The organism is Stenotrophomonas riyadhensis (assembly GCF_040256885.1).
Classification (GTDB): Bacteria; Pseudomonadota; Gammaproteobacteria; order Xanthomonadales; family Xanthomonadaceae; genus Stenotrophomonas; species Stenotrophomonas riyadhensis.
Map to the genome: position 1 here is coordinate 3,142,534 of NZ_CP155568.1, position 21,886 is coordinate 3,164,419.

Here is a 21,886-nt window from a genome sequence, read left to right on the forward strand (position 1 = left end):
ACTGCGCCGGACCCGCTCTTTTCCCCCGCCAGTCCATCTCTTCTGCCTTTCCGGGAGCCCACGCCATGCAGAAACCCGCCGTAACCGTCATGGTCAAGGCCGCCCGCCTCGCCGGCAACGTCCTGTTGCGCAACATCAACAAGCTCGAGGCACTGAACGTGGTGCAGAAGGGCCGGATGGACTACGCCAGCGAAGTGGATGCGGACGCGGAAAAGGTCATCGTCAAGGAACTCAAGCGCGCTTACCCGGACTACGGCATCTTCGGTGAAGAAGGTGGCGTGCAGGGCGAGCGCCGCCAGATGTGGGTCATCGACCCCCTGGACGGCACCAGCAACTACCTGCGCGGCGTGCCGCATTACTGCGTGTCGATCGCCTTGGTCGAGAACGGCGAGCCGACCGATGCTGTCATCTTCGACCCGCTGCGCAATGAACTGTTCACCGCCAGCCGTGGCGCCGGCGCCGTGCTGAACGACCGCCGCATCCGCGTGGCCGACCGCAAGGATCTGGAAGGCACGATGATCCACACCGGCTTCGCCCCGCGCGAACGCAGCCGCGCCAGCGCGCAGCTGAAGTCGGTCGACACCCTGCTGGTCCAGGCCGAGGACATCCGCCGCACCGGTTCGGCCGCGCTGGACCTGGCCTACGTGGCCTGTGGCCGCGCTGATGCCTACTTCGAAGCCGGCGTGAAGGCATGGGACATCGCTGCCGGCCTGCTGCTGGTCCGCGAGGCGGGCGGCAAGGTCTGCGACTTCAAGGGCGCGACCCTGGGCCGCATGGACAACCGTGGCCCGGAGACCCACCAGATCGTGGCCGGCAACCTGAAGGTGGCCGAGTCGCTGCAGAAGGTGCTGGTGAACACTGGCTACGCGGCGGAGTTCGACGCGAAGTTCTGAGGTTCCGTGTAAAGCGGTTCATGGAGACGGCACCTGCGAAGGTGCCGTTTTCGTTTGCGCGCACGGCGATTTGTTTCCGCGACAGCGGAGGGGTGTCACTTTCTTTGCTCGTGCACCGCGCTGCAGGAGCAGCGTGGAACGGCGTAGCCGGCCCGTAGGGTGGCGCACACGGATGTGCGCCATCAAGAAAGTAACCAAAGAAACACGCCGCCGGGGCGCGAGCCGATGCTGTGCATCGGTACCCTGCGCTCCTCGGTCCGTCGAGGGACGGTGCGGGAACTCGCTGCGCTCAAACACCCGCACCTCTTCGCCCTCGCCGGACCTGCGGTGCTCGGCTCGCTCAAGGCGGACCCAAGGTCAAATGCCACAGCTGCACCCAGTAGATCCACGCCATGCGTGGATGCTGTTGCCGTTGATCTTGACCTTCCAGTCCGCCTGGAGCGAGCCGAGCATCGCAGGGGAATCAGGGGCGAAGAGGCGCCGGTGTTTGAGCGCAGCGAGTTCGGCGCCGTCCCCTGATTCGCCGAGAAGCGCAGGGAACCGTCGCGCAGCGACGGCTCGCGCCCTGGCGGCGTGTTTCTTTGGTTACTTTCTTTGCACGAGCAAAGAAAGTGACACCTCTCCGCAGGCGCGGAAACGATCCGCCGGGCACGACCCGGCATCCGCAATGCATCCCGCAAACAAAAACGCCCGGCGCGAGGCCAGGCGTTCCTGCACAACCGTGGAAGTACGGAGGCTTACGCCGCCGTCGACGCCCGCAGCGCGGCGATGCGCTCTTCCAGCGGCGGGTGGCTCATGAACAGCTTCTTCGCCGTCGAACCGGCAATACCGAACGCCGCGATCTGGGTCGGCAGCGTGCTCTGGCCGTGGTTGAGCTGCAGGCGCTCCAGCGCGGCGATCATCTTCTGGCGGCCGGCCAGCGAGGCACCGCCGGCGTCGGCGCGGAACTCGCGGTGGCGCGAGAACCACATCGAGATCATCGTTGCGAACAGGCCGAACACCATCTCCAGCACGAACACGATGATGTAGTAGGCGAAGCCGCGGCCGCCGCCTTCGCGGTTGCCCGACAGTGCGCTGTCGATGATGCCGCCGACCACGCGGGCCAGTACGATGACGAACGTGTTCAACACGCCCTGCAGCAGTGCCATGGTGATCATGTCACCGTTGGCGACGTGGGCGATCTCGTGGCCCAGCACCGCTTCGGCCTCGTCTTCGCTCATGTTGTGCAGCAGGCCGGTGGACACCGCGACCAGCGCATTGTTGCGGTTGGCGCCGGTGGCGAAGGCATTGATCTCCGGGCCTTCATACACGGCCACTTCGGGCATGCCGATACCGGCCGCCTTGGCCTGGCGCTCGACAGTAGCCAGCAGCCAGCGCTCGGTCTGGTTGCGCGGCTCGGTGATCACCACCGCGCCGGTGGAGCGCTTGGCCATCCACTTGGACAGCAACAGCGAGATGAAGGAACCACCGAAGCCGAAGATGCCGGCCATGACCAGCAGGCCGCTCATCGAGCGCGAGTCCACGCCCAGGAGGGACATCACGATGCTGGCCAGGATCAGCACCGCAAGGTTGGTCGCTAGAAAGAGGGCAATACGGGTGAACATGGGAAATTCCGGCTCGGAAGGGGTCGATATCGATCAATTTGCGGTGCGGTCAGCTTGAATTCAAGCGCCAACCTGACCGACGATTCAGCCAGCATGACCTCCCCTATTCCCACCGGCCGTTTCGCGCCCTCGCCGACCGGCCAGCTCCACCCCGGATCCCTGCTCGCCGCCTTCGGCAGCTGGCTGCTCGCCCGCCATCACGGCGGCCTGTGGCGCCTGCGCGTCGAAGACGTCGACCCGCCGCGCACCGTGCCCGGTGCAGCGGATGCGCAACTCCAGGCACTGTCGGCGTTCGGCCTGGTCCACGATGGCCCGGTACTCTGGCAGAGCACGCGTGGCGAGGCCTACCAGGCCGCGCTGGATGTGTTGCTGGCCAGCGACCAGGCCTTTGTCTGCCACTGCAGTCGCAGCGAACTGGCCGCCAGTGGCGGCATCCATCATCGCTGCGTCGCACGGCAATCACGACCGGACCCTGCCGTCCGCTTCCGCGTGCCAGCGGGCAGCATCGTGCGCTTCGACGATGGCCTGCGCGGCCCGCAGCAGCAGGACGTGCATGCCGAGGTCGGTGACTTCGTGCTGCGCCGTGCGGACGGCTGCTGGGCCTACCAGCTGGCGGTGGTGGTCGATGACGCCGCGCAGGGGGTGACCGAAGTGGTGCGCGGTGCCGACCTGCTCGACTCCACGGCACGGCAGATCCTGCTGCAGCAGGCATTGGGCCTGGCGGTGCCGCGCTACTGGCACCTGCCGCTGCTGCTGGATGCGCCGGGCCACAAACTGTCCAAGTCACTGGCGGCGCTGCCGGTGGACAGCGCACGCCCGCTGCCGGTGCTTCGCCAGCTCTGGCAGCTGCTCGGCCAAGCCCCTGAGGCGCTGGCGCAGGCACGCGATCTGGACGCGCTGCTGGCCGCCGCTCGACAGGCCTTCGACCCGGCGCGGCTGCCGCGTGCCGATATCCTGTTGCCCGCCGGCGCACTTTCCGCGCCGATGTTGCAGAATCCCCCTTCCCCCACCTGATACCCGGACAGCACTCCATGACATCTCGCGTCGCACTGGTCACCGGCGGAACCGGCGGCATCGGTACCGCCATCTGCCAACGCCTGGCCGACCAGGGCCACCGGGTCGCCACCAACTACCGCGACGAGGCCAAGGCCCACGCCTGGCAGCAGGCGATGACCGAACGCGGCTACAGCGTGTCGATCTTCCCGGGCGATGTCTCCGATCCGGACAGCGCCGAAGCGCTGGTGCGCGCGGTCGAGGCCGAACTGGGCCCGGTCGAGATCCTGGTCAACAACGCCGGCATCACCCGCGACACCACCTTCCACCGCATGCGCGCGGACCAGTGGCACGATGTGATCAACACCAACCTCAATTCGGTGTTCAACGTCACCCGTCCGGTCATCGAGGGCATGCGCCGCCGCGGCTGGGGCCGGGTCATCCAGATCAGCTCGATCAACGGACTGAAAGGCCAGTACGGCCAGGCCAACTACGCGGCGGCCAAGGCCGGCATGCACGGCTTCACCATCTCGCTGGCCCGCGAGAACGCCGGCTTCGGCATCACCGTCAACACCATTTCGCCCGGCTACGTCGCTACCGACATGGTGATGGCGGTGCCGGAGGAGGTGCGTGCCAAGATCATCGCCGACATCCCCACCGGACGCCTCGGCAAGCCGGAGGAAATCGCGTACGGCGTCTCGTTCCTGGTCGCCGACGAAGCCTCGTGGATCACCGGCAGCAACCTGGACATCAACGGCGGCCACCATATGGGTTGGTAAGCCGCGCAGCGGGCCCTCGCGGCGAACGCCGCCGGCCCCTGCCGATGGTCATGCTGCGCAACACGCAACCCCTTGTTGCGCAACATGATCGCCGCCGAAAGCCAAGCCTGGCGGGGGCTGAGGCGGTTGCAACGGCTGCTGCACTGCGCCATGCTGCGCGTCTACTGTGACGAGTACCGCTTCATGGCTGCGACCCGCATCATCAAGAAGTATCCGAACCGCCGTCTCTACGACACCGAGATCTCCAGCTACATCACCATCGAGGACGTGCGCCAGCTGATCCTGGACGGTGAAGACTTCGAAGTCCGCGACGCCAAGAGCGGCGACGACCTCACGCGATCGGTCCTGCTGCAGATCATCGCCGACCAGGAACAGGACGGCGAACCGATGCTGTCCACCCAGCTGCTGAGCCAGCTGATCCGCTTCTACGGCGACTCCCTGCAGGGCTTCATGGGCAATTACCTGGAGCGCAGCATGCAGGTCTTCCTCGACCAGCAGCAGCAGTTCCGCCAGCAGATGGGCAACCTGCTGGGCCAGACCCCGTGGGCGATGATGAACCAGCTGACCGAGCGCAACCTGGAGCTGTGGCAGGAATTCCAGCGCAACATGGGCACTGGCTTCGGTGGCCCGCGTCCAGGCGGCACCGGAACCGGAACCGGCGCAGGTACCGGAAACAAGCCGAACGAACCGGGCACCGGCACCGGCGGCAAGACCCGCCGCTGAGCTGCTGCAACGGCTGATACGAAAACGGCGCGCCACTGGCGCGCCGTTTTGTTTGGCATCGCGCCAACCGTATGTCAGCGTTTCGCCTTGCACCCCGTGCATACGCGCTCGACCTTGTAGCCCTTCGCCTTCAGCTTCTCGACCACGCCATCACTGCCCAGCAGGTGCAGCGTGCCGACCACCACCAGCGTACCGCCCTGCCCGGCCTGCAGGTACGGCAGCAGTTTCGGCACCCAGGCGTCATTGCGGCCGGTGTTGATGCGCTGATACAGCTGCGGATACTGCTGGCGCATTTCCGCCGCCATCCGGGTCCACAGCACGCGCTCGTCACCGCGGCGCCAGGCGTCGTGCAGCTGGCGTGCCTGCTCGTCGGCCTTGCCGGCCTGGTCCAGCGCTTCGGCCAGCATCTGCCGCTGTTCCTGCAGCGTCATTCCGTCAAGCATGCCGATCTGGGTGTCGATGTCTTCCAGTCCCGCGGTCTTGCGCCCGGTCTTCTGCGCACGCTCCATGAAGTGACGGTCCAGGCCCAGTGCCGGGTCCAGGCCCAGCTTCTGCATCTGACCGACCGAAATGCTCAGGCCGACAAACCACGGCTTCATCCCCTGCATCTGCGCCAGCGGCAGCTTGTTTTCGGTGGCGAACACCTGCAGCTTCTGCCAGGTCGCAGCATCGAGATCGCGCTTGAGCTCGCTGCCATCGGTGCGGACCGCGGCCTGCACCATGCGGCTGGCCAGCTGTGGCGACTGCATGTCTTCCGGCGACAGTTCGAACACGACCCGCTGCGAGGCTTCGAACGCCTGTTCGACATCGGGCGACAGTGGGTAGTCCTGCGGCTTCAGCAGGTGGAACGAACCCAGCAGATACACGCGCGCGTCACCAGGACCGGTCACCTTCCACAGCAACGGCACCGGCGGCTTGGCCGCCACTGCGCCAGTGGTATCGGCTTGCACGGTACGCGCCGCAACCAGCGGTGCCAGCGCACAGGCCGCCAACAGAACGGTGGCACGCAACAGGGATCTGATCGGCATATCAGCCTTCTCCTTCAGGCAGGTGGTAGGCCTTCTCGCCCGCTTCCACGCGCAGGTCCAACCGGTTTTCCGGTGGCGCCAGCGGACAGGTCGCATAGGCGGTGAATGCACACGGCGGGTTGTAGGCATGGTTGAAATCGATGCGCACGGTGCCATCGGCAGCGGGTGCATCGGTATCCAGATAGCGACCGGCCGGATAGCTGCCGCGGCCACTGGTGCGATCGGCAAAGATCAGGAACAGCGGCTGCCCCGGCGCACCGATCGCCTCCAGCCGCCAGCTGCGGCCATCACGCTGGAACTCGACCGCGCCGGCATTGGGCATTTCGGTGGTCAGGCCGGTGATGTCGACGATGGGCAGGGTCTTGCCCGGCGGGTGCGCGATGAAGCGCGCCTGCACCTGCCAGTCCGGACCACCCGGCCAGTACTCCAGGCTACCGAAATCGCGACGTGCCGGCGCATCGGCATGCTTGACCCGCAGCGCATCACGCGGACCACGGCGGATGATGCTCAGCTGGCCCTTGCCGCCATCGAATGCGAGCAGCGTCGGCTGCGGATCCTTGTCGGTGTCGACACGGATGCGGCCGCGTACCGGTTGCCCGTCGTGGCTGACGTCAACGCCGGCCTCAGGTGTAAACCACCACTGCGTCCCTTCGCGGCGCAGCAGGCCCAGCTTGTCCGGCCCAACCGCGAGGCGGATGCCATTGGTCGCGCCGCTGCCGACGAAGTGCGATTTGTTCTGCAGCCAGTGCAGGCCGACCAGCGCCGTCCAGCCATCCGGCCGGGTCAGGTCCTGGTAGCGCGCTACACGCCATTGCTGCTGCCCGGCCGCGTAGGCAGGATCTTCAGCGGCCGTCGGCGCCGGCGGTGTTGCCGGGTTGCAGGCGGCCAACACCACGGCGGCCAGCAGGCCCGCCATTCCCCGATAACGCATCGATGCTCCCCTCAACGTCCGCGCAGGAACCAGCGGTCGATCTCCGCCAGCGAAAAACGGGCCCAGGTCGGCCGGCCGTGGTTGCACTGGCCGGACCGCTCGGTGATTTCCATGTCGCGCAGCAGCGCGTTCATTTCCGGCACGGTCAGCCGCCGGTTGGCGCGCACCGCGCCATGGCAGGCCATGGTCGACAGCAGCTCATCGCGAGCACTGGCCACGCGCCGGCTCTGGCCGTGTTCGCGCAGGTCGGTCAGCACGTCGCGCAGCAGCCCTTCCGGTTCGGCATGCGCCAGCAGCGCTGGAATGCTGCGCACATGCAGCGATCCCGGGCCGGCACGGGTCACCTCGAAGCCGAGTGCGGCCAGCGTTTCGGCTTCGCTTTCAGCGGTATCCGCTTCGCGCTCGCCGACCGCCAGCGTGATCGGCACCAGCAACGGCTGCGACTGCAGGCCGATGCCATCGTGTGCGTTCTTCAGGCGCTCGTAGCCGATGCGCTCGTGCGCCGCATGCATGTCGACCACGATCAGGCCTTCTGCATTCTCGGCCAGGATGTAGATGCCGTGCAGCTGCGCGATGGCGTAGCCCAGCGGCGGTACGCCTGCGTCGGCACTGGTGACCGGCAGCCCATTCTCGGTGGGCATCGGTGGCAGTGCCGCTGCACGCTCGGCACCGGCCGGCGTGGCATACAGCGCGGCATAGGCCGCCGGTGCATCGGCCACCTGCAGGCCCAGTGGCTGCTGCGGTCGCCACCCGGAGAATCCACCGCCCCCGCCCGAGCCGGCACCGGGTGCCGGACCGCGCACCAGCCCGAAACCAGAGGCGCCCGCGCTCGATGCCATCGGAGCCATGGCCGCATCGACCGGATGCGCGGGGCCAGCACCGATCTCCTGCGCCGACATGCCGGCACGGGTATCAGCCAGCGCATCCTTCAGCGTGCGGTAGACGAAATCATGGACCAGCCGCGAATCACGGAAGCGCACCTCGTGCTTGGCCGGATGCACGTTGACGTCGACGCGGGTCGGGTCCAGTTCGAGGAACAGTACATAGGCCGGCTGGCGGCCGTGGTACAGCACATCGCCGTAGGCCATCTTCACTGCGTGTGCAACGCTGCGGTCACGCACCGAACGTCCATTGACGTACAGGTACTGCTGGTCCGCGCTGGCACGCGAATAATGCGGCTGCGCGATCCAGCCATGCAGGCGCAGGCCGGCACCGCTGTGGTCCACGCGCACGGCCTGGTTGGCGAAATCCTCGCCCAGCGTTTCGGCAAGGCGCGCATCGGAGTACAGATCGCCCGGCTTGTAGCGGCGCGAGGCCTTGCCGTTGTGCGATACGCGCAGCTCGACATCCGGCCGTGCCAGCGCCAGCGAACGCAGCCACTCTTCGATATGGCCCAGTTCGGTACGCTCGGCGCGCAGGAACTTGCGCCGCGCCGGCACGTTGTAGAACAGCTCGCGCACTTCCACCGTGGTACCCGGCGCATGCGCGCGCGGGGTCACCTCGCCGATCTTGCCGCCTTCGATCTGCAGCGCCGAACCGTGCTCGTCGTGCGCGCGGCGCGAGGACAGGGTGAAGCGGCTGACCGACGCGATCGACGGCAGCGCCTCACCACGGAAGCCGAGCGTGGCCACCGATTCAAGATCGTCCAGATCGGCGATCTTGCTGGTGGCGTGGCGTGAGACCGCCAGTGGCAACTGTTCCGGTGCGATGCCACTGCCGTTGTCACGGATGCGGATCAGGCGGACACCGCCCTCCTCAAGGTCGATATCGACGCGGCTGGCGCCGGCGTCGATCGCGTTCTCGACCAGTTCCTTGACCACCGACGCAGGACGTTCGACCACTTCACCTGCGGCGATCTGGTTGATGAGGATCTCCGGCAACGGCCGGATCGGGCGCGGATGGGTAGCAGACGTCATGCGGGGATGATAACTGAGCGGCCGAGGGTAGAGTCGAGCCATGCTCGACTGACGGGCTACCGGGAAGGCCCAGTCGAGCGCCGCTCGACTCTACAGAAAGCAGTAACCCGCCTTCGGCGGGTTACTTGCTGCCGCCGGCCATGGTGCCGGCTGCGTCGATCTCGGCCTGGGCGCGGGCCGCGTACAGCGTGCCCGGGGGCGGCTGGCGGCTGAAGAAGGTGTGCACACCATCCAGCACGGCCCCGGCGATTTTGCGCTGGTAGGCCGGATCGATCAGGCGGCGCTCTTCATCCGGATTGGAGATGAACGCGGTCTCCACCAGCATCGCCGGCATGTCCGAGGTGCGCAGCACTGCGAAGTTGGCGCGCTCGATGTTCGGCTTGTGGTTGTTGCCGATCCGCTTCAGGCCGCCCAGCACATGGCCGGCCGCGTCCTCGGACGCCTTCATGTAGCCGCTCTGGGCCAGGTCCAGCAGCACGTTGGCGAGCGTGCCTTCGGTCTGCTGCAGGCGCACGCCACCGACCAGGTCGGCCGCGTTTTCCTTGTCCGCCAGCCAGCGGGCGCGCTGCGAAGAGGCGCCCTTGGTCGACAGCACGTACACCGACGAACCGGTGGCCGAACGGTTTTCCGCCGCGTCGGCATGGATCGAAATGAAGATGTCGGCCTTGTTCGCACGCGCCTTCTGCGCACGCATCGGCAGCGGGATGAACACATCGCTGTCGCGGGTCAGGTAAGCCTTCAGGCCCGGCGTCGCGTTGACCTGGCGGGCCAGCTCACGCGCCACGGCCAGGGTCACATCCTTCTCGCGCTTGCCGGTCGGGCCGATCGCACCAGGGTCCTGGCCGCCGTGGCCTGGATCGATGGCCACCACCAGGTGGCGCATGCCGGCCTGCATGCGGATGCGCGAGGCATCGCTGGGCATGGCCGGACGCGGTGGCACCACCGTCGTCGGAACCGGCGCAGGCGCAGTGGCCGGCGGCGTGGTTACCACGGCGGCGGTACGCTGGCCGGCAAGGATCGCAGCCGGCGATGCGGACGGCGTGCTGCTGGCAGCCGTACCCGCTGCCGCGACCTGGGCTGGAGCGGTGGACGGCGCCGGGGTCGGCGTGGCCGGTGTGGCAGCGGCGGCGCTGGCCTGCTGCTGTACCTGCGCGGTCAACAGTGCGGTGGCGCGCGCGGCGTCGTTGCGCGACTGCGCGCTCTCGGCCGGCGTCGGTGCGGGCGTGCTGGCAGGGACCTGCGGCTGTACCGCCGGCGTCGCCGCAGGACGACTGGCGGCCACGGCAGGACCATCGCCCGGCCATTCGATCACCAGCTTGGATTCATTGCCCTCGCGCTGCATCTGCGGGCGGAACGGCGCCACCGATTCAGCGAGGTCGAAAACGACACGGAAAGTGCCCGGCACCGGCTGTCCGGTACGCACCGCCGTGACCACGCCCTGCGCGGCCGGCATCTTCAGGTTGCGTATGGCGCTGGAATCCGGGAAATCGACCACCAGGCGGTTCGGACCGGCCAACGACAGGGTCTTGTAACCGCCACTGCCGACCAGCGAGATCTCGGCACGGGTGCCGGTAGCGCCGGTATTCAGCAGGACCTGGCGGACTTCGCCGGCCCACGCACTGACGCTCGCCAGACCCAGTCCGACGGCGGCACAGATGGCAATGAGACGGTTCCCCGGGCGCATGGCTCAGGATTCAATCACCGCGCTGAACGGAATGCAACACCTTTTTCCTTAATAATCCGTAACCTGCCGGTGTTTGTTCTCGTCAGCCGACAGAAATGGCCTGCAAGTCGCCCCCTTGGGGGAGCCGTTCCAGCCATTCATGTCCGATGTCGCTGGCCCCAGTGAGACGGGCGCGACGCCCCTGCCCCTCGATCTCCAGCGCCACCACCAGGTCGGTCGGCGGCAGCGCGCCAGCGCCGCGTTCCGGCCATTCGACCAGCCACAACACCGCGCTGCCCTCGTCCAGCCCGAGAAAATCGAGCTCGCCGGCCTGGCCGATCCGGTACAGGTCCAGATGCCACGCCTCGCCACCGCTGGCCAGTGGGTAGCGCTCGACCAGGGTATAGGTCGGGCTGCGGATCGCGCCCTGCACGCCCAGCGCGCGCAGCAGCGCGCGGGCCGTGGTGGACTTGCCGGCGCCCAGGTCGCCGCGCAGTTCGACCAGCGCCTGCGGTGGTCGGGTGGCGGCCAGCCACTGCCCGAGCTGTTCGGTGGCATCGCTGTCGGCAAGAAAGAAGTCGGTCATGGAGAGAGGTCCGGGTTGGCCAGTCGCCGCAGCGGCGCCAGCAGGTCAGTGGGAAGCAGGCCACGCGCGCCGTCGGCGACCGCAGCATCGCCGGCGAGCGCGTGCAGCAACGCGCCAGCCGCAGCGGCGTCGAAGGCGGTCAGGCCCTGCGCACGCAGGCTGGCGATGATGCCGGTGAGCAGGTCGCCCATGCCCCCCACGGCCATGCCGGGATTGCCCGCAGCAATCAGCCGTGGCGTCTGCGCGGGTGCCGCCACGATGCTGCCCGCGCCCTTCAGCACCACCACGGCGTGGAAGCGCTCGGCCAATGCCTGTGCACTGCCATAGCGATCAGCCTGGAGGTCAGCGGTGCTGCACCCGAGCAGGCGCGCGGCCTCGCCCGGGTGTGGCGTGAGGATCGCGTGCGGCAGTGCGCGCGGATCCTTCGCCAGCAGATTCAGTGCATCGGCATCAACCACCAGCGGCTTGTCACACGCCAGCACCCGTGCAAAGAGTGCGCGCGCCCACTCGTCCTGGCCCAGCCCGGGGCCGATCGCCACCACTCCGGCCCTGTCCAGCAGCGCCGGCAGCGCGTCACCATCTTCCAGCGCGTGGGCCATGGCCTCGGGCAGGCGCGCCAGCAAGGGGCCGACGTGATCGCGACGGGTGCCAACGCTGAGCAGGCCCGCGCCAGCACGCAGCGCCGCCTCGGCAGCCATCACGACCGCGCCGCCACTGCCGTGGTTTCCACCGATGCAGAGAACGTGGCCCGATTCTCCCTTGTGGGTATTGGCGCGTCGCGGTGGCAGCAGCACCGGCAAGCGGTCGCCCGTCCAGCGCTGCGCGCTGGCGTGGACACCGTCCCAGGCCTGATCAGGCAGTTCAAGTGGCGCCAGCCGACGCTGGCCCACCTGTTCCAGGGCATCACCGGTGTACAGGCCGCGGTGACACGCGATGAACTGCAACGTGACAGTGGCCTTCACCGCCACGCCGGGCACACAACCGCTGTCGGCATCAACGCCACTCGGCACATCCATCGCCAGCACCGGCCGTTGCGCCGCATTGAGGGCCTCGATCAGCGACTGGGCCATGCCGGCTGGCGCCCGGTCCAGGCCAAGCCCGAACAGTGCGTCTACATAGACCTCGGCAGCCGGCAACTGACCGTCGAACGCAACGATGCAGCCGCCTGCCGCGGCAAATTCCGCTGCAGCCTGCGCCGCCAGCGCCGTGGAGGGCGCCGTGCCGGGCAGCGTGACCACCTGTACCTGCCGCCCTGACCGCACGGCATGGCGGGCCAGCACGTAACCGTCGCCGCCGTTGTTGCCGGCACCGGCCAGCACGCATAGCTGGAGGGCTTCCGGCCACTGCTGCAGGAGGCACTGCCAGCCGGCCAGACCGGCCTGGGCCATCAGGCTCCAGCCACCATCACCGGCCAGCGCCGATGCGCGTGCATCGAGCGCGCGCGCTGCTGCGGTGTCGAACAGAAGGGAAAGATCGGGCATGCAGGGATTTTATACTGGTGCGCATGTCCCCCGTCCCCGCCCCCGTCGATCCGGCCCAGGCCGTGCAGCGCATCCGCGAACTGGCCCGTGCGCATGGCTTCCAGCGCTGCGGCATCGCCGGCATCGAGCTGGGCGAGGATGAGGCGCATCTGGCCGACTGGCTGGGCCAGGGCCTGTACGGCACGATGGACTGGATGGCGCGCCACGGCACGCTGCGTGCGCGGCCGGCCGAGCTGCTGCCCGGCACCGTGCGGGTGATCTCGGTGGGCATGGACTACAGCCACAAGGACGACACCGAAGCCTGGGCGACCTTGGCCGATCCCGGCCGTGCCTACGTGGCCCGTTACGCGCTGGGCCGCGACTACCACAAGCTGATGCGCAACCGCCTGCAGAAGCTCGCCATGCAGATCAACGATGAGGTGGCGCCGCTGGGCTACCGCGTTTTCGTCGATTCGGCACCGGTGCTGGAACGCGCACTGGCGCGCAACGCCGGGCTCGGCTGGATCGGCAAGCACACCTGCCTGATCGACCGTCACGGCGGTTCCTGGTTCTTCATCGGCGAGATCTATATCGACATCCCCCTGCCGATCGACGCGCCGGCCACTGCCCACTGCGGTACCTGCACGCGCTGCATCGATGTCTGCCCCACCCAGGCCATCATCGGACCGCAGCGGCTGGACGCGCGGCGCTGCATTTCCTACCTGACCATCGAGCACGACGGTCCCATTCCCGAAGACATGCGGCCGCTGATGGGCAACCGCATCTACGGCTGCGACGACTGCCAGCTGGTCTGCCCCTGGAACAAATTCGCCAAGCGCACCGACGAAGCCGATTTCCGCGCGCGCAACAATCTCGATGCCGCGCGCCTGGACCAGTTGTTCGCCTGGGATGAAACCGAGTTCCTGCGCCGTACCGAAGGCAGCCCGATCCGGCGCAGCGGCCATGAACGCTGGCTGCGCAACATCGCGGTGGCGCTGGGCAACGCGCCGACCACGGCAGAGACGCTGGCCGCGCTGCATACCCGCGTCGATGATCCCTCGCCGTTGGTGCGTGAACACGTGCAGTGGGCGCTGGGCCAGCACGCGGTGCGCTGACGTGCGATCCTGAGCCCCCGTTCCGCCCGCAGCACGCCGTTCCCATGCAGCCACGCAACAACGACATCCTCACCCCCAGCCAGCTCAACACCCTGGCCCGCGACCTGCTGGAAGGCAGCTTCCCGGCGATCTGGGTCGAGGCCGAGCTGGGCAGCGTGGCGCGCCCTTCCTCCGGGCACCTGTATTTCACCCTGAAGGACGCACGTGCGCAGCTGCGCGCAGCGATGTTCCGGATGAAGGCGCAGTACCTGAAGTTCGTGCCGCGCGAAGGCATGCGCGTGCTGGTGCGCGGCAAGGTGACCCTGTACGACGCCCGTGGCGAGTACCAGATGGTGCTGGACCACATGGAAGAAGCCGGCGAAGGCGCGCTGCGCCGCGCCTTCGAGGAGCTGAAGGCACGCCTGGAGGCCGAGGGCCTGTTCGACGCGGCACGCAAGCGGCCGATGCCCGCACACGTGCAGCGCCTGGCAGTGATCACCTCGCCGACCGGCGCCGCCGTGCGCGACGTACTGAGCGTGCTTGAGCGCCGTTTCCCGCTGCTGGAAGTGGACCTGCTGCCGACCCTGGTGCAGGGCAGCAGCGCCGCTGCACAGATTACCCGCCTGCTGCAGGCCGCCGACGCCAGTGGCCGCTACGACGTGATCCTGCTGACCCGCGGTGGCGGTTCACTGGAAGACCTGTGGGCGTTCAACGATGAAGCGCTGGCCCGCGCCATCGCCGCCAGCAACACGCCGGTGGTCTCGGCGGTCGGCCACGAAACCGACTTCAGCCTCAGCGACTTCGCCGCCGACCTGCGCGCACCGACGCCTTCGGTGGCGGCCGAACTGCTGGTACCGGACCAGCGCGAACTGGCGTTGCGCCTGCGCCGGACTGCGGCGCGCATGGTGCAGCTGCAACGGCATGCGATGCAGCAGGTGATGCAGCGCGCCGATCGTGCCCTGCTGCGCCTGAACGCACAGAGCCCGCAGGCGCGGCTGGACCTGCTGCGCCGCCGCCAGCTCGATCTGGGCCGGCGCCTGCATGCCGCGTTCAACCAGCAGCAGGAGCGCCGCGCCGCGCGCCTGCGCCATGCGGCGGCGGTGCTGCGCGGGCACCATCCGCAACGCCAGCTCGACGCGATGCAGCGCCGCCTGGCTGCCCTGCGCGGGCGGCCGCAGGTGGCCATGCAGCGTCTGCTGGAGCGCGATGCCCTGCGCCTGCACGGACTGGCGCGTTCGCTGGAAGCGGTCAGCCCGCTGGCGACCGTGGCGCGTGGCTACAGCATCCTGACCCGCAGTGACGATGGCTCGCTGGTACGCCAGATCGACCAGGTACAGCCCGGTGATGCACTGCAGGCCCGCGTTGGCAACGGCGTGATCGACGTGCAGGTCAAGTAAAGAGTTGTTCGGCAGGGCTGCGCCCTGCACCTGCCGAAGCGTTCAAGCAACAGCAACAGCCGAAGCAACAGCCAAAGCTGGTATTCCGTGGGATGGCGGGGCGGTGTGGCTGTGCAGGACACGCCGTAAACCCATCCATGGGGGCTCGATGGCGCCATCCATGGCGCCAACGGTCCTGCACAACCACACCGCCCCGCCTCTGACAGATTCCGGAGGCTGTTGGTAGGTGTCGACCTTGGTCGACACGGTAGATCCACGCATGCGTGGATGAAAGCTGTCAGATATCGAATCAATTCGGGGTCAGATCCGTTTTCCTTAGGAAAACGGATCTGACCCCAAGCCATTCCGACAGGTCGCGAGAATCTGTCGAAGGCGGGGTGGGCCCGGTTGCGGGAGTGTCCGCGGCATGGATGCCGCGGCCAAGCCCCCATGGACGGGTTTACGGCGTCTCCCGCAACCGGACCCACCCCGCCATCCCACGGAATGCACGCTGTTGCTGTTGCTGCTGCCGGCCAGCGGCCGGCACTACCGCCGGTGCAGGGCTGCAAGCCCTGCCGCCCCCCTACTTTGCCTGCTCGCAGAATTTCTGCCGGTACTCGAGCGCCTTCGGCATCAGTGCCTGCAGGTTCTGGATACGGGTACCCGGATTCGGATGGGTCGAGGCGAACTCCGGCGGTGACTGGCCACCGCTGGCCTGGCCCATGCGCTGCCACAGCGGTACCGCCTCGCGTGGATCGAAGCACGCTGCCGCGGCCAGCATCAGCCCCACTTCATCCGCCTGCGTCTCGTGGCTGCGCGCATACGGCAACAAGTAACCATAGCCCATCGCCGACATCATCATCTGTTGCTGCTGTGCATCCATGCCGCTGGCGGCGCCGGCCATCTGCCCGATCTGGGTCAGCTTCTGCTGGGCCATGCGCTGTGCACCATGGCGCAGCAGTGCATGGGCGATCTCGTGGCCCATCACCACCGCCATCGCATCGCGCGTACGCGCCACCGGCACCAGCCCGGTGTAAACGGCCATCTTGCCGCCCGGGAGGCAGAACGCATTGGCCTGCTCGGACGGGATCACATTCACTTCCCACTGGAAATCCCGCGCGAAGTGCGCCGGCTGCACGCCATGCTCCTGTGCCAGCGCGGTCTCCACCACGTCGACCTTGGCGATCAGCCGCTGGGCGATGTCGCGCACGTCGCGCGCGATCGGTGCGTTCGGATCCATCGGCCGTTCCTGCGACAGGATCTGCTGGTAGGCCTGCAACCCCAGCGCCGTCTCCTGGCGCGCGTCCAGGCTGCTGTCGATCATCACCTTCTCGCCGGTATAGGGATCGACCGTGCGGTTGGAAAACCAGTAGAACACCGCGTAGCCGGCAGCCAGCAGCAACACCCACCAGCGGATGTTGCCGAACAGGCCGCGCCGTTGCGGGCCTTGCGGCGAGCGGGAGAAGGGATCATTGCGCATCGGGCGGTCTTCCGGCAGGTCCCGCCGGCTGGCGGGCACGGCGCAATCTTAGTGCGCCGATGCCCGCAGCGGGTGAAGCCCGGCGCCGCTCAGATGCCGCGTACCAGGCGGAAGCCGATGCGCGCGTTGGTGGTGTCCGAATCCTGTGACTGCCGCCAGGCGGCACGGGTCTGCTCCGGCGCATTGGCCCAGTTGCCGCCGCGGATCACCCGTGCGCGGCAACCCGGGTTGAACCAGGCGGCACCGTCAGACGGCGCGCGCCGGTAGCTGGCATGCCAGCAGTCGGCCACCCACTCGCTGAGGTTGCCACCCATGTCGTGCAGGCCGAAGGCATTGGCCTGGAAACTCCCTACCGGAGCCGGCCCCCACCAGCCATCGCCATAGCCGATGAAGGCGTTGTGCCAATGCCGGCCCGAAGGAGAAACGTCCTTGCTGCCAGTGAAGTTGCCGCTGCCAGGCGGCGGCGTGCCGGCATCGCCCCACGGATAGCGGCCGCTGCTGCCGGCGCGCAGTGCATATTCGAATTCGGCCTCACTGGGCAGCCGGTAGCTGCGCCCGGTCTGCTCGGACAGCCACGCTGCGTAGTTCTCGGCATCGCGGATGCTGACGTGCATCACCGGCGAATTGGCCATCGCGCGGCCACCGTCGTAGTCCGAGCGCCAGTCCACGCCGCTGCGGCGGATGAAGTTGCCGCTACGCTCGTCATAGACCACCGAATGGCCCCGCCGGGTCGCGCGCGGGCGCGCATTGGATGCCTTCACGTAGCGTTCGAAATCGCTGACCGTGACCTCGGTGATCGCCATCGCGAAGCCACGATCGAAGCGCACATAGTGCGAAGGGCGCTCGGAATCACTGGATCCCGGTTCGGCATCACCGGCACCCATCTGGAAGCCGCCATGTGGCACCACCACCATCTGCGGCCCGCGCCCGCCATCGCGCATGGCATCGCTGAACACCTGCCCCGGGCGGAAGCTGCCGTAATGGGTAGCCAGGTCGATGCGCTCCCGCAGCTGGCCCACCACCGCGTCGCCCGGCAGCGCGATGCGCAATGCCTCGGCCAGCTTCTCGCGGGCCGGCTTCAGGCCCTGCGGCGTGGCCAGGTCACGCAGACCGTCATCGCGCAGCTGCAGCAATGCCGCCGCACGGATCTGCTCGATGCGCTCGAACGCGTCGGCGATGGTCGGCGACGAATCGCGCACCTTGCTCGCTTCGGCCAACCAGGTGCCGGCGCTGGCGAAATCGCGCGTGCGTGCAGCGTCCTCGGCACGGCGGATCAGCCCGCTTTCGGCTGCGGCCAGTCCCTGCCGTGCGCGGCTGTTGTCCTCATCCAATGCCAGTGCCTCACGGAAGTTGCCGATGGCCCCATCCCCGTCTTCACCGATCCGGTCCGAGCGCAGGTCCTCTTCGCCGGCGCGGTTGTAAGCCACCACACGCTGGGCAAGCTCCACCCGTCCCTGCAGCGCACGCACCTTTTCGTCCTTTGGCGCCAGCGTCAGCAACACCAGCGCCTGGCGGCTGGCCTCGGCCAGCGCCTCACGCTGCTTCAGCGGCCGCACCAGCAGGGCGTCGGCCTGCTGCTGCAGGCGCTGGCGGGCACGTTGCAGGCCCAGCCGGGCCTGGCGGTCATCCGGGTCCTCTTCCTGCACGGCCAGCCACAACGGAATGGCGGCATCGGCATCCTCGTAGAGCCGGCCGTCGGCAAAGGCCTGTTCGGCCGCACGCCGCAACTGGGCAAGGCTGCGGCCCTGCCGGTCGACCCTGGGGGGCGTCCACTGCTGCACATCCTCGGCGGCATCCTCACCGCCGATGGTCACGCTGCCCTGCCCGGCCTGTGGGCTGGCATCGGTGCCGGTTTCGACGTCCTCGGCCTGCCGCGTGGCCCCACTGGCCGCCCGGTCCGCCGTCGCGGGCGGCGACGGCGTGCAGCCGGCCAGGGCGACGGCCAGCGCGGTGCACAGCACGGGCGACAACGGAAAACGCAAGCAGAGCCTCCTTCGGCACGGACGCGGATCGACGTTAGGCTATTCTCCCCTGCCTGAGCAAACCCGAGTAGTAGGCCCTGACCCGTGGCAACCTGGATCACCACCCCCGCCGAGCTGGATGCGTACTTCCAGCAGCGCCCGACCCGCATCGGCCTGGACACCGAATTCATCCGTGAACGCACCTTCTGGCCGCAGCTGGCGCTGGTGCAGATGGCGGTCGGCCAGGACATCCTGCTGATCGACCCGCTGATTCCGGGCATGACCGAGGCGCTGGCGCCGTGGCTGGCCGATGAATCGATCATCAAGGTGATGCACAGCGCCAGCGAAGACCTGGTCGCCTTCAAGTGGGCCTGCGGCGTACTGCCACGGCCGCTGTTCGACACCCAGATCGGCGCCTCGCTGGCCGGCATCGGCGGTGGCATGGGCTACCAGAAGCTGGTGGCGGAAATCACCGGCGTCGCACTGGCAAAGGGTGAGACCCGCTCGGACTGGATGCGCCGACCACTGTCGGAGTCGCAGCTGCAGTACGCCGCCGACGACGTCGAACACCTGTTCGCACTGCACGACGCCATCGATGCCAGGCTGCAGGCGCTGGGTCGCCAGCAGTGGCTGCATGACGACGGCGAGCGCCTGCTGGCCAGCGTTGCCAATGACGAGGACCGCTGGCCACACCTGTCGATGCGCTCGGCACAGTTCCTCGACGCCGCCGCACAGCATCGCCTGTTGCGCCTGCTGCGCTGGCGCGATGTGCAGGCGCGCAGCAGCGACCGCCCACGCAGCTGGATCCTGGACAACGAACTGGCCGCCACGCTGGCACGCACGCCACCGGCCGATGCCGCCGCGCTGGGCCAGCTGTTCGAGCAGTTCCCGAAGGCACCGCGCAAGCTCGCTGGCGCCGTGTGGCAGGCGCTGGAGACGCCGCTGGCCGATGAGGCCGACGCCCCGCTGGCGCTGCCGGCCAACGACAGCAACAAGCAAGCGCTGAAGAAGCTGCAGGATGCCGTGGCCGAACGCAGCCGCGAGCTGGGACTGCCGGATGGCATCCTTGCCTCGCGCAAGCACCTGGAAAGCTATCTGGAACGTCGCCAATGGCCCGCCGCACTGGCCGGCTGGCGCCAGCAGGAACTGGAGTCACGCCTGCAGGCGCTGCTGCCGGCACGCTGACACTGCGGGCGCCGGCACTGCGCCGGCGCCCGCAACACACAGAATGAGCATCTGCCACGCTTGCCGACGCGAGCGCGGGACTGTCCAATAGCGTCCCCGCCAATGTTGGATTGCATCAGATGACAAATGGAGTTGCGAAGGACGGCCTCTCCGCCGAGGACCTGGTGTGGCGCACAGGGGCGCGCGCTGCCTTGCAGGCGAAGCGCTACTCCGAACTGGACGCGCAGCTGGCGCCGCACGAACAAGCCTGGCTGGGCGGCGAACGGCCACTCCCCGGCATCCGCTGGCGCCTGCGCAACCTGCAGGATCCCACCCTGACCCTGGATGAGCGCCTGCAGCAGGCACAGCAGTGGGTCGCCGCCGCCCCCCACAGCTACTACGCCCATCTGCGCCTCGGTGCCTGCTGGGAAGAAGCGGCCGGTGCCTTGCGCAGCGCCGATGTGGCCGCGCTGGTGGAAGACAGCCAATGGCTGGCGGCGCAGCTGGCCCGCGATCATGCCGTGCATGCCTACCTGCAGGCGATTCCGCTGTCGCCACGACCTGCGTTGGCGCTGGATGGCATCAAGCGCATCACCAGCTACCTGCGCGAACCGAACTGGCTGCGTGCGCTGCAGGCCGGGGAGCCCGCCGCATCCGATGACGCCGCGCTGGCCGAGCACTACCCTCAAGCCTGGCCACAGGCATTGCAGCTGCTGTCGCGCTTCGGTGCGCCGTTGCAGACGCTGCCGGATACGCTGCCCCCGTTGCTGCGCGAGCGCAGCCAGGACGATTTCGACGCACCGCTGGCGTACTGGATGCGCCTGGTGCTGGAGCAGCGCCCGGACGATCTGGCCACGCTGGAAGACACCCTGTACTTCCTGTACCCGCGCTGGGGCGGCAGCCATGAGGCGATGGAGAACTTCATCGAGGGTGGCTGGTGCCGTGGCCTGGAACTGGCGCAGAGCAACGCGCTGCGCTGGCACAAGGAACAGGACTGGATGGGCGATCTGCCCCACCGCGAGGATGCCGACGCCGTGGCCGCGCACGAGCGCGCGTACGCGCAGATCCTCGACTGGCACCTGGACCGCAACCTGCGCGCGCAGGTGCTGGCCCAGCGTGCCGGGCTGCGCTACCGGCTTGGCCGCGTTGAAGACATCGAAGATGTCGTGCAGTGGGATCCGCACCACATGCAGGCCGTGCTTGAAGATCTGCAGCAGGCATGGGCACTGGACCGCGATGTGGTCCTGCATGAGGGGCTCAGCAACCTCGAGGCCTGCACCTGGTTCGCCCATGTCGACGGTGCCGAAGCACTGTTCGCACAGGTGGTGGACTATGCCGCGCGCGAAGGCGATTCGGCGATCGGCCTGCTCTGGGCCGCCACCGCCATCGAGCATGGCCTGCTCGGCCAGGCCAGCGACCCGACGCGCGCCAGTATCCTGCTGCAGCGCGCGTTGAAGCTTGCGCAGCAGGACAACACCTCGGCGGTGACGTTCGCCGCCAACCTGTTCTGTGATGTTTCGCAGGCCGCGGGCCTGTCACTGCTGCAGCGCATGGCTGAAACCGGTGACGCTGGTGCGATGTCGGCGCTGTGCGACCTGTACAAGGGCCGCCTCGGTGGCCGCGACCAACCGCAGTTCGCCGATGCGGAAAAGGCCGCCTACTGGCAGGAGCGTGCGGTGGAAGGCGGCGACCTGATCGCCACCTACAACCTGGCCGTGCGCCTCGTCGCCGCAGGCGGCGCGGAGAATGAAGCGCGTGCGCGCGAGCTGTACCTGCGCTGCTTGGATGAGGCCGAGGCCGGCGAGCGGGTGTGGGGCCCGACCTGCCGCAACCTGGCCTGCCTGGCGCTGGATGGCCAGAATGACGCGCACAAACGCGAAGCGGTCGAGCGCGCATTGATTCCGCTGTGGTGGCGCGGTGACGACGACGACAAGCTGTGGGCATCAGGCTACCTGGCCGACATCTACCACGTCGGCAACGGCGTCCCGGCCAATGCATTCCTCGCCCTGACCTGGCTGCAGCGTGCCAGCGAGATCGATCCGGAGTATGTGGACGTGGTGCGCATGGCGCCGCTGATCAACGGCGAGGGTCGCTGGTTCGGTGCCAGCCGCGCACGCAAGCAGCAGGAACAGGACCGCCAGCAGGTGGACAGCGCCACCTGGGCCCTGACCTTCGGCCAGCGCAGCCAGGACAGCAACCTCACTGCGGTCTGAACCAACGAAAAGGGCGGCCCGG

17 protein-coding genes are annotated in these 21,886 nt (G+C 68.1%); 8 read left to right on the plus strand and 9 right to left on the minus strand.

The genetic code is table 11. The features are described 5' to 3' along the window. Positions 1-65: 65 nt before the first annotated feature. Positions 66-893: an inositol monophosphatase family protein gene (locus tag SriyCCGPB3_RS14690; RefSeq protein WP_005410386.1), complete on the plus strand. Its 828-nt coding sequence runs from the start codon at positions 66-68 to the stop codon at positions 891-893. A gap of 737 nt (positions 894-1,630) precedes the next feature. Here the strand turns inward: SriyCCGPB3_RS14690 and htpX are convergent. Continuing rightward, on the minus strand, positions 1,631-2,497 hold the full coding sequence (gene htpX / locus SriyCCGPB3_RS14695; protein ID WP_121505056.1) for a protease HtpX: 867 nt from the start codon (positions 2,495-2,497) through the stop codon (positions 1,631-1,633). Between the two features lie 93 nt (positions 2,498-2,590). On the opposite strand from htpX, the gene gluQRS reads away from it, so the two are divergent. The 3 genes from gluQRS (at position 2,591) to phaR (ending at position 4,992) form a co-directional block, all read left to right on the plus strand. Then, positions 2,591-3,511, plus strand: a complete 921-nt coding sequence (gene gluQRS, locus SriyCCGPB3_RS14700; protein WP_350259459.1) for a tRNA glutamyl-Q(34) synthetase GluQRS — start codon at positions 2,591-2,593, stop codon at positions 3,509-3,511. Positions 3,512-3,528: 17 nt separating this feature from the next. Then, a complete protein-coding gene (gene phbB, locus SriyCCGPB3_RS14705) occupies positions 3,529-4,269 on the plus strand; it encodes an acetoacetyl-CoA reductase (RefSeq protein ID WP_350259460.1) in 741 nt (246 codons plus the stop codon). A 183-nt stretch (positions 4,270-4,452) separates the two neighbouring features. Next, positions 4,453-4,992 carry a polyhydroxyalkanoate synthesis repressor PhaR gene (gene phaR, locus SriyCCGPB3_RS14710; protein WP_032130258.1) on the plus strand — a complete coding sequence of 180 codons (540 nt, stop codon included), beginning with the start codon at positions 4,453-4,455 and terminating at the stop codon, positions 4,990-4,992. Between the two features lie 74 nt (positions 4,993-5,066). On the opposite strand, the gene SriyCCGPB3_RS14715 is transcribed toward phaR, so the two are convergent. The 6 genes from SriyCCGPB3_RS14715 to SriyCCGPB3_RS14740 all read right to left on the minus strand — a co-directional run bounded on the left by SriyCCGPB3_RS14715 (position 5,067) and on the right by SriyCCGPB3_RS14740 (position 12,597). Next, positions 5,067-6,020, minus strand: a complete 954-nt coding sequence (locus SriyCCGPB3_RS14715; RefSeq protein WP_180846229.1) for a TraB/GumN family protein — start codon at positions 6,018-6,020, stop codon at positions 5,067-5,069. Position 6,021: 1 nt separating this feature from the next. Next, on the minus strand, positions 6,022-6,951 hold the full coding sequence (locus SriyCCGPB3_RS14720) for a DUF1684 domain-containing protein (RefSeq protein WP_110712936.1): 930 nt from the start codon (positions 6,949-6,951) through the stop codon (positions 6,022-6,024). An 11-nt stretch (positions 6,952-6,962) separates the two neighbouring features. Next, on the minus strand, positions 6,963-8,867 hold the full coding sequence (mutL, locus tag SriyCCGPB3_RS14725) for a DNA mismatch repair endonuclease MutL (protein ID WP_350259461.1): 1,905 nt from the start codon (positions 8,865-8,867) through the stop codon (positions 6,963-6,965). A gap of 121 nt (positions 8,868-8,988) precedes the next feature. Beyond that, positions 8,989-10,551, minus strand: coding sequence for an N-acetylmuramoyl-L-alanine amidase (locus tag SriyCCGPB3_RS14730; protein WP_110712938.1), 1,563 nt, complete (start codon positions 10,549-10,551; stop codon positions 8,989-8,991). Positions 10,552-10,633: 82 nt separating this feature from the next. Next, entirely contained in the window at positions 10,634-11,116 is a 483-nt protein-coding gene (tsaE, locus tag SriyCCGPB3_RS14735) for a tRNA (adenosine(37)-N6)-threonylcarbamoyltransferase complex ATPase subunit type 1 TsaE (protein WP_110712939.1), read from the minus strand. Beyond that, positions 11,113-12,597 (minus strand): NAD(P)H-hydrate dehydratase, encoded by a 1,485-nt coding sequence (locus tag SriyCCGPB3_RS14740; protein WP_350259462.1) that lies wholly within the window; start codon positions 12,595-12,597, stop codon positions 11,113-11,115. The genes tsaE and SriyCCGPB3_RS14740 overlap by 4 nt, the downstream gene beginning before the upstream one ends. Positions 12,598-12,620: 23 nt before the next feature. Here SriyCCGPB3_RS14740 and queG point away from each other — a divergent pair, with 23 nt between their 5' ends. Continuing rightward, the gene (queG, locus tag SriyCCGPB3_RS14745; protein WP_350259463.1) at positions 12,621-13,691 is read left to right on the plus strand and encodes a tRNA epoxyqueuosine(34) reductase QueG; all 1,071 of its coding nucleotides are present in this window, start codon (positions 12,621-12,623) and stop codon (positions 13,689-13,691) included. A gap of 44 nt (positions 13,692-13,735) precedes the next feature. Continuing rightward, complete coding sequence (gene xseA, locus SriyCCGPB3_RS14750; protein ID WP_350259464.1) at positions 13,736-15,067, plus strand: exodeoxyribonuclease VII large subunit; 1,332 nt, start codon at positions 13,736-13,738, stop codon at positions 15,065-15,067. Positions 15,068-15,629: 562 nt separating this feature from the next. Here xseA and SriyCCGPB3_RS14755 read toward each other — a convergent pair. Then, the gene (locus SriyCCGPB3_RS14755) at positions 15,630-16,526 is read right to left on the minus strand and encodes a M48 family metallopeptidase (protein ID WP_088026614.1); all 897 of its coding nucleotides are present in this window, start codon (positions 16,524-16,526) and stop codon (positions 15,630-15,632) included. An 89-nt stretch (positions 16,527-16,615) separates the two neighbouring features. Next, positions 16,616-18,508, minus strand: coding sequence for a formylglycine-generating enzyme family protein (locus SriyCCGPB3_RS14760; protein ID WP_110712943.1), 1,893 nt, complete (start codon positions 18,506-18,508; stop codon positions 16,616-16,618). An 84-nt stretch (positions 18,509-18,592) separates the two neighbouring features. Here SriyCCGPB3_RS14760 and rnd point away from each other — a divergent pair, with 84 nt between their 5' ends. Both rnd and SriyCCGPB3_RS14770 read left to right on the plus strand, forming a co-directional pair. Further along, positions 18,593-19,672, plus strand: a complete 1,080-nt coding sequence (gene rnd / locus SriyCCGPB3_RS14765; protein WP_180846234.1) for a ribonuclease D — start codon at positions 18,593-18,595, stop codon at positions 19,670-19,672. A 119-nt stretch (positions 19,673-19,791) separates the two neighbouring features. Next, positions 19,792-21,864, plus strand: a complete 2,073-nt coding sequence (locus tag SriyCCGPB3_RS14770) for a DUF4034 domain-containing protein (RefSeq protein ID WP_350259465.1) — start codon at positions 19,792-19,794, stop codon at positions 21,862-21,864. Positions 21,865-21,886 lie beyond the last annotated feature (22 nt).